This window comes from Streptomyces sp. URMC 123 (assembly GCF_051386515.1).
In the GTDB taxonomy this organism is placed as follows: Bacteria; Actinomycetota; Actinomycetes; order Streptomycetales; family Streptomycetaceae; genus Streptomyces.
Window position 1 is genome coordinate 1 of record NZ_JBPQTV010000301.1, and the last position, 7,768, is coordinate 7,768.

A 7,768-nucleotide genomic window follows, 5' to 3' on the forward strand; every position below is an offset into this window, starting at 1 on the left:
GGCCGCACCCCTGCCGCCGCGGCCGGGGTGCGGCCCCCACCTCAGCCGGCGGCAGCCGCGTCGCACTCCTGTCCCCGCAGCGCCCGCGCCAGGTCGTCGCGGCCCTCCAGCACCAGCCGGCGCAGCGCCGGCGCCGCCGACTCGTGCGTCCGCAGCCACGCGTCCGCCAGCTCCAGCGTCCGCGCGTCGCCCTGGAGCAGGGGGAACAGCCCCCGCACGATCGCCATCGCGATCTCGATGGACCGCTCCCGCCAGACCCGCTCCAGCGCCTCGAAGTACTTCGGCGCGTACGGGGCGATCAGCTCCCGCTGGCCGGGCTGGTCGAAGCCGGAGATGGTGGCCTCGACGAGGGCGTTCGACAGGTGGTCGGACTCGATGACATCGCCCCAGGCGCGCGCCTTGACCTCGGCGGAGGGCCGGGCCGCCAGGCACCGCACCTGGTGCCGCCGGCCGGACGCGGTGTCGTCCCGGGCGAGCTCGGCGGCGATGGCGTCCTCGTCGGCGGCGCCGTGCGCGGCGAGCGGCTCCAGCAGGGCCCAGCGCAGCTCCTGGTCGATGTCCAGGCCGTCGATCCGCGCGCCGCCCTCCAGCAGGCCGCGCAGGAGCTGGAGGTCGGCGGGGGCCTCGGCGAGCGCGCCGAAGAAGCGGGCCCAGGCGAGCTGGTGCCCGCTGCCGGGCTCGGCGAGCCGCAGCTCGCGCAGGGCCGCGGAGGCCAGCTCCCGCCCGGCCGCCGCCCGCCACGCGGGCGCGGTGTAGTGGACGAGGGCCGAGTGCGCCCAGGCGTGCAGCATCTGGAGGACGCCGATCTCGCTCTCGTGCCCGGCGAACCGGCCCACCAGGCCGAGGAAGTCGCGGGCGGGCATCAGCCCGTCCCGGGTGAGGTTCCACAGCGCGGACCAGCACAGCGCGCGGGCGAGCGGGTCGCTCATCTCGCCGAGGTGGCCGCGCAGGGTGTCGAGCGAGGTCTCGTCGAAGCGGATCTTGCAGTAGGTGAGGTCGTCGTCGTTGACGAGGATCAGCTCGGGGCGCTCGGCCCCGGCGAGCTCGGGGACGGCGGTGCGCGGCCCGGCCACGTCCACCTCGGCGCGCGCGTAGCGCACGAGCGCGCCGTCCGCGTCCTGCCGCCGGTAGAGGCCGACGGCGACCCGGTGCGGCCGCAGCTCCCCGTCGGGCGTGGCGGCCTCCTGGAGGACGGCGAGCTCGGTGATCCGGCCGGCGGCGTCGCAGGTGACGTGCGGGGTGAGGGAGTTGACGCCGGCGGTCTGGAGCCAGGCGCGCGACCACTGGGCCATGTCCCGGCCGGAGGTCTCCGCGAGCACCTCCAGCAGGTGCTCCAGCCGGGTGTTGCCGTAGGCGTGCCGCTTGAAGTAGCGGCGGGCGCCCTCCAGGAAGGCGTCCCGGCCCACGTAGGCGACGAGCTGCTTGAGGACGCTGGCGCCCTTGGCGTAGGTGATGCCGTCGAAGTTGAGCTTGGCGTCCTCCAGGTCGCGGATGTCCGCGGTGACCGGGTGGGTGGAGGGCAGCTGGTCGGCGCGGTACGCCCACGCCTTGCGCCGGTTGGCGAAGGTGATCCAGCCGTTGCGGAAGCGGGTGGCCTCCACCTGCGAGAGGGCGCCCATGAAGTCGGCGAAGGACTCCTTGAGCCAGAGGTCGTCCCACCACTCCATGGTGACCAGGTCGCCGAACCACATGTGCGCCATCTCGTGCAGGATGACGTTGGCCCGGTTCTCGTACGACGCCTCGGTCACCTTGCCGCGGAAGACGAACTCCTCGCGGAAGGTGACACAGCCCGGGTTCTCCATGGCGCCGATGTTGTACTCGGGCACGAAGGCCTGGTCGTACTTCCCGAACGGGTACGGGTAGTCGAAGTGGTCGTGGAAGAAGTCCAGGCCCTGCTTGGTGACGGTGAAGATGTCCTCGGCGTCGAAGTGCTTGGCCAGGGACTTGCGGCAGAGCGCGCCGAGCGGGATCTCCAGCAGGCCGCCGTCGGGCAGCCGACGGCTGTACTGGTCGGCCACGTAGTGGTACGGGCCGGCCACCACGGCCGTGATGTAGGTGGAGATGGGCCGGGTGGGGGCGAAGCGCCAGACGGCGGCGTCGCCGTACTCGCCGGTGGGCTCGGGGGTGCCGGTCCGCGGGCTGTTGCTGATGACGGTCCAGTCGGCGGGCGCGGTCACGGTGAAGGTGAAGGGCGCCTTGAGGTCGGGCTGTTCGAAGGTGGTGAACACCCGGCGGGCGTCGGCCGGCTCGTACTGGGTGTAGAGGTAGACCTCGCCGTCCTCGGGGTCGGCGAACCGGTGCATGCCCTCGCCGGAGCGGCTGTAGGCGCACTGCGCGTCGACCACCAGTTCGTTGTCGGCGGCGAGGCCGTCCAGGGCGATCCGGGAGCCGTCGAAGACGGTGGCCGGGTCCAGCGCGCGCCCGTTGAGCACGACCGAGGAGACGGCCGGCGCCACGAGGTCGGCGAACGTCGACGCGCCCGGCTCGGCGCAGCGGAAGCGGATCGTGGTGGTGGAGCGGAAGGTGCGGGGCTCGGAGCCGCCGACCGGGGAGGCCGCCGAGCGCAGATCGAGTGAGACGTCGTACCCGTCCACCGTCAGCAGGCGGCTCCGCTCACGGGCCTCGTCGCGAGTCAGGTTCTCACCGGGCACTGGCGCTCCTTTTGTGTGGTGCTCGACCGTTTCGCATCTTGCCATGCGCGCCGGGGGCGCGGCAGGAGGTGTCCGGACATGGCCGGGAGCCCCCGCACGCGCCACGCGTGCGGGGGCTCACCGTTTCCGCCTGTCCGTGAAGGTTGAGAAGACGATCACGCGACAGGAGGCTTCGCGGAGGCAGGGGCCTCAGGGCCTCGGCGCCCGAAGGGTTCGGGCGCCCGAAGGACTCGGGGGCCTCAGGGGGCGAGGAGCAGCCCCGTGGCCCGCTCCTTGGCCGCGGCGTACCGCTTGGCCACGTCCTGCCAGTTGACGACGTTCCACATCGCCTCGATGAAGTCCACCTTCTGGTTCTTGTACTGCAGGTAGAAGGCGTGCTCCCAGGCGTCGAAGACGAGGATCGGCACGGAGCCCTGGCCGACGTTGCCCTGGTGGTCGTACACCTGCTCGACGATCAGCCGGCCGCTCAGCGGCTCGTACGCCAGCACGCCCCAGCCCGAGCCCTGGGTGGTGGCGGACGCCTTGGACAGCTGCGTCTTGAACTTGGCGAAGGAGCCGAAGGACTCGGCGATGGCGTCGGCGAGCTCGCCCACGCCGTCCTTCTCCAGGGGCTCGCCGCCGCCGCCCCGGGTCATGTTGGTCCAGTAGATGCTGTGCAGGATGTGGCCCGAGAGGTGGAAGGCCAGGTTCTTCTCCAGGCCGTTGATCGAGCCCCACTGCTCCTTGTCGCGGGCCTCTTCGAGCTGCTCCAGCGTGTCGTTGGCGCCCTTGACGTACGCCGCGTGGTGCTTGTCGTGGTGCAGCTCGATGATCTTCGCGTCGATCGTCGGCTGGAGGGCCGAGTAGTCGTACGGGAGCTCAGGAAGTGTGTAGATGGCCATGCCCATCGCCCTTCGACAACGCTTATTGCAATGAACTTGCAAGTGCACGCTATCAGCAGCACCGGCTGACGCCACCTCAAGGTCCACTGGCTCCGCACAAAGACGGAGGCGGCCTAGGACTTCTGTACCGAAGTCCTAGGCCGCCTCGTACGGGCCGATGTCGGACGGTGTCCGCTCCCGTGGGATCAGACGGTGTCCGCCGGGGTCTTCTCCGGGGTGGGCGCCGGCGGGACGCGCCGCTGCCGCACATAGCCCACGATCGCCAGCACCACCGTCAGCCCGCCCGTGAAGCACAGCTGTGTGCGGGTGTCGCCCTCGCGGAGCATCAGCAGCAGGATCGCGATCACGCCCGCCAGGGCCACCCAGGTGAGGTAGGGGAAGGCCCACATCCGCACGGTCAGCCGCTCGGGCTGCTCCCGCTCCAGTTGGCGCCGCATCCGCAGCTGGGCGGCGGCGATGAAGCCCCACACCACCAGCACGGCCGCGCCGACCATGTTCAGCAGCCACTTGAAGACCGTCTCCGGCCACCAGTAGCTGAACAGCACCGCCAGGAACCCGAAGGCGGAGGAGGCGACCACCGCCCGGCGCGGCACCCCGCTGCTCACCTTGCCCAGGAAGCGCGGGCCCTCGCCGCGGGCGACCAGGGAGTACGCCATCCGGGAGGCGCCGTAGATGTTGGCGTTCATCGCGGAGAGCAGGGCGGCCAGGATGACCACGTTCATGATCTGGCCGGCGGCCGGGATGGACAGGTGATCCAGCACCGCGACGTACGGGCCGCTCCTGACCGCCGGGTCGTCCCACGGCACGACGGTCACGATGACCACCATCGAGCCGACGTAGAAGAGCGCGATCCGCCACATGGCCGTGCGCACCGCCTTGGCCACCGCCTGGCGCGGGTGCTCGGACTCGGCGGCCGCGATGGTGACCGTCTCCAGCCCGCCGTAGGCGAACACGGAGGCCAGCAGGCCGACCACCAGGCCGTTGAGGCCGTTGGGCAGGAAGCCGCCGTCGTGCAGCAGGTTGTCGGTGCCCGGCGCGTCCGTGCCCGGCAGCACCCCCAGGATCGCCAGCGTGCCCAGCACCAGGAACGCGGCGATCGCGAAGATCTTCAGGGCGGCGAACCAGAACTCGAACTCGCCGAAGTTCTTCACGGCCGCCAGGTTGGTGCCGCAGAACACCGCCATGAAGAGGGCGACCCACATCCAGGAGTCGGTGCCGGGGAACCAGCTCGTCATGATCCCGGCCGCGCCGATCGCCTCGGCGGCGATGCCCACGCACAGCAGCGTCCAGAACATCCAGCCCGCGGTGAAGCCGGCCCAGGGGCCGATCGACCGCTCGGCGTGCACCGAGAAGGACCCCGAGGCCGGGTTGGCGGCCGACATCTCGCCGAGCATCCGCATCACCAGCAGCACCAGCAGACCGGAGGCGGCATAGGCGAGCACGATGGAGGGACCGGCGGCCGCGATGCCCGCGCCGGAGCCGACGAAGAGGCCGGCGCCGATGACCCCACCCAGCGCGATCATCGAGAGATGGCGCTGCTTGAGGCCGTGCGAGAGCGGGGTGCCGCTCGAGGAATCAGGGGCCTGGGCGGCCCCGTCGGCCTGGGCGCGCGGTGGCGCGTCGGGCACGGATGTCCGGTTCATGGGCAATCTTGTCCATAACGTGAGAATGCCAGGGGTCGCATCAGTGTGCGGGTGAGCAGGGTTCAGGACAACAGTCCGAACAGCATTGACCGATATGCGGACGCCGTGATGACTCTCCGTGTCCGGTGTGTCATCAGGAGCGGTTTTCGATCACACTGCGTGCGTGTTGCACGTTTTCGGCGGGGCGGAGCATCGGGCGTTTCAGGCCCGCGCGCGGCGCTCCCGCCACTCCCGCAGGCCCGCCACCAGCAGCACCGCGCCGGTCGCCGCGCCCGACCACATCACCTGCGGGCGGGCCGCGTCATCGGTGAGCATCAGCCCCAGCACCGCGCCCATCGCCGCCAGCGCCACCCAGGTGAGATAGGGGAAGCCCCACATCCGCAGCGTCAGCCGCTCCGGCGCCTCCCGCTCGATGCGCCGCCGCAGCCGCAGCTGGGAGGCGGCCACCAGGCCCCAGACCACCAGCAGCACCGCGCCCACCGCGTTGAGCATGTAGAGGAACACCGAGTCGGGCCACTTCAGATTGAGCAGCACCGAGACGAAGCCGAACGCCACCGACGCCAGCACCGCCCGCACCGGCACCCCGCCGCGCGTCACGGTCAGCAGCGCCCGCGGCGCCTCGCCCCGCTCCGCGAGCGAGAAGATCATCCGCGAGGAGCCGTAGAGGTTGGCGTTGAGCGCCGACAGCAGCGCCACGAACACGACCACGTTCATGATCTGCCCGGCGGCCGGCACCCCGATGTGGTCCAGCACCGCCACGTACGGGCTCTGCCCCGGCCGCATCGCCGTCCACGGCAGCACGGTCACGATCACCAGCATGGAGCCGACGTAGAAGAAGAGGATGCGCCACACCGCGCTGCGCACCGCGCGGGCCACGGCGCGGGCCGGGTCGTCGGACTCGGCGGCGGCGATGGTGACGACCTCGAGACCGCCGAACGCGAAGATCACGGCGAGCACCCCGGAGACCACCCCGGCCCAGCCGTTGGGCAGCAGCCCGCCCTGCCCGGTCAGATTGGTCAGCCCCACCGGCGAGGTGTCCGGCAGCACGCCGAACACGGCCAGCGTGCCCAGCCCCAGGAAGAGCACGATCGCGCCGACCTTCAGGGCGGCGAACCAGAACTCGAACTCACCGAAGTTCTTCACGGCGGCCAGATTGGCGCCGGTGAAGACCAGCATGAAGATCAGCACCCAGGCCCACTGCGGCACCGAGGGCGCCCAGCCGTGGGCGATCTGCGCCGCGCCGGTGGCCTCCACCGCCAGCACGACCACCAGCAGGAACCAGTAGAGCCAGCCGACGGTGAAGCCGGCCCAGCGGCCCAGCGCCCGCTCGGCGTGCACCGAGAACGACCCGGAGGCCGGCATCGCGGACGACATCTCGCCGAGCATCCGCATCACCAGCATCGCCAGCGCGCCCGCGATCAGATACGACAGCACGATCCCGGGGCCCGCCACGGCGATCCCGGCGCCCGAGCCCACGAAGAGCCCGGCGCCGATCACCCCGCCCAGGCCCAGCATGGTCATGTGCCGCTGCTTCAGACCGTGCGAGAGCGGCTCCGGTTCGGTGCCGGTGATGCCGGCAGGCTCCGCGGCGGGGGGTGCGTCGTGCATGGCGCTCGTAACTCTCACTGGGTGACGTCCTGCGTCACTTTGGTGGGACTCCACAGTCTCTCCCCGAGGGCTCGCCCGCCGCAAAACGATTCGGCCACCACGGGCTCCCGCGTGACGAGCATCACGTGAGCTGCGAAGACGGGCGCCGCGCGGGGTCCCTTCCGGGGCCCGGCCGTTGTATGGAAGTCACCAAAGCGGAGTTCCGGCCTTTGTCGACCGAACACCGTGATCGCGCGACGGCCCCTCGGCTAACGTCACCGTGTCGTCAACCGTCAGCACCGTCCGAACCCACCGGGAGCCTCGATGAGCACTGCCGCCACCACCACCCGACCGGGAACGGTCCTCGCCGATCTGCTGCCCGCCACCGCGGACTCCCGCGCCCGGCTGCGGGACGCGGCCCTGGTGCTCGGCGGTGCCGCGCTCACCGGCCTCGCCGCGCAGATAGCGGTGCCGGTGCCCGGCTCGCCCGTGCCCGTGACCGGCCAGACGTTCGCCGCGCTGCTCGTCGGCACCTCGCTCGGTGCCCGCCGTGGCTTCCTCTCCCTCGCCCTGTACGCGCTCGCCGGCGTCGCCGGGGTGCCGTGGTTCGCCGGTGGCGCGTCCGGCGCGGCCGGGGCGACCTTCGGCTACGTCCTCGGCATGCTGCTGGCCGGCACGATCGTCGGCGCGCTGGCCCGCCGGGGCGGCGACCGGAGCGTGCTGCGGATGGCCGGCACGATGGCCGTCGGCTCCGCGGTGATCTACGGGATCGGCGTGCCGTACCTGGCGCTGGTCGCGCACATGTCGCTCGGCGAGGCGGTGGCCGCCGGGATGACGCCGTTCCTGATCGGTGACGCGCTGAAGGCGGCGCTGGCGATGGGGCTGCTGCCGACGGCCTGGAAGCTGCTGGACCGCCGCGGCTGACGGTCACCGGCCGCTCCGAGAACGCGGGGAAACGGGAACACCGAGGGGGGGGGGGGGGGGGGGGGGGGGGGGGGGGGGGGGG

5 protein-coding genes are annotated in these 7,768 nt (G+C 71.7%); 1 reads left to right on the plus strand and 4 read right to left on the minus strand.

All coding sequences use genetic code 11. The annotated features are described in order from the left end of the window. Positions 1-41: 41 nt before the first annotated feature. The 4 genes from pepN to ACSNOD_RS25430 all read right to left on the minus strand — a co-directional run bounded on the left by pepN (position 42) and on the right by ACSNOD_RS25430 (position 6,783). Complete coding sequence (gene pepN, locus ACSNOD_RS25415) at positions 42-2,651, minus strand: aminopeptidase N (protein WP_436769376.1); 2,610 nt, start codon at positions 2,649-2,651, stop codon at positions 42-44. Between the two features lie 239 nt (positions 2,652-2,890). Further along, entirely contained in the window at positions 2,891-3,532 is a 642-nt protein-coding gene (locus ACSNOD_RS25420) for a superoxide dismutase (protein ID WP_436769377.1), read from the minus strand. A 185-nt stretch (positions 3,533-3,717) separates the two neighbouring features. After that, the gene (locus ACSNOD_RS25425) at positions 3,718-5,175 is read right to left on the minus strand and encodes an amino acid permease (RefSeq protein WP_436769378.1); all 1,458 of its coding nucleotides are present in this window, start codon (positions 5,173-5,175) and stop codon (positions 3,718-3,720) included. A gap of 201 nt (positions 5,176-5,376) precedes the next feature. Then, positions 5,377-6,783 (minus strand): amino acid permease, encoded by a 1,407-nt coding sequence (locus tag ACSNOD_RS25430; RefSeq protein ID WP_436769379.1) that lies wholly within the window; start codon positions 6,781-6,783, stop codon positions 5,377-5,379. Between the two features lie 303 nt (positions 6,784-7,086). Here ACSNOD_RS25430 and ACSNOD_RS25435 point away from each other — a divergent pair, with 303 nt between their 5' ends. Further along, positions 7,087-7,686 (plus strand): biotin transporter BioY, encoded by a 600-nt coding sequence (locus ACSNOD_RS25435; RefSeq protein ID WP_436769380.1) that lies wholly within the window; start codon positions 7,087-7,089, stop codon positions 7,684-7,686. The last annotated feature ends 82 nt before the right edge of the window (positions 7,687-7,768 follow it).

What these genes read in the sequence shown, in the direction of transcription:
- ACSNOD_RS25420 (WP_436769377.1), bottom strand. Translation starts at nt 3,532, where the DNA reads ATGGCCATCTACACACTTCCTGAGCTCCCGTACGACTACTCGGCCCTC.
- ACSNOD_RS25425 (WP_436769378.1), bottom strand. Translation starts at nt 5,175, where the DNA reads ATGAACCGGACATCCGTGCCCGACGCGCCACCGCGCGCCCAGGCCGAC.
- ACSNOD_RS25430 (WP_436769379.1), bottom strand. Translation starts at nt 6,783, where the DNA reads ATGCACGACGCACCCCCCGCCGCGGAGCCTGCCGGCATCACCGGCACC.
- ACSNOD_RS25435 (WP_436769380.1), top strand. Translation starts at nt 7,087, where the DNA reads ATGAGCACTGCCGCCACCACCACCCGACCGGGAACGGTCCTCGCCGAT.